Source organism: Streptomyces roseicoloratus, from assembly GCF_004117935.1.
Lineage (GTDB): Bacteria > Actinomycetota > Actinomycetes > Streptomycetales > Streptomycetaceae > Streptomyces > Streptomyces roseicoloratus.
In genome coordinates this window covers 1-203 of sequence record NZ_SDOY01000059.1, presented here as the reverse complement: position 1 = coordinate 203, position 203 = coordinate 1, and the positions used below count along the sequence as shown (strand labels likewise).

1 protein-coding gene is annotated in these 203 nt (G+C 78.8%); it reads left to right on the top strand.

Features of this window, described 5'->3' with window-relative positions:
• Window positions 1–203: hypothetical protein (locus ESG85_RS04845; RefSeq protein ID WP_164986166.1), on the top strand; the 203-nt coding region annotated here is incomplete at both ends.

Sequence of the window (203 nt, the reverse complement as noted above, 5' to 3'; positions counted from 1 at the left end):
AGCGCCGCGCCGACGCCGCCGAACAGGCCGACACCCTCATCACCGAAGCGACCGCCGAGGCCGAGCGGCTCACCGCCGAGGCGGAGCAGCTCAGGGTCGAGGCCGAGCAGGTCCGGGCCGACGGCGTGGCGGAGGCCGACGCGCTGCGGGCGGCCGCCCGCGCCGACGGCGAACAGGTCCTCGACGAGGCCCGCAAGGCCGCC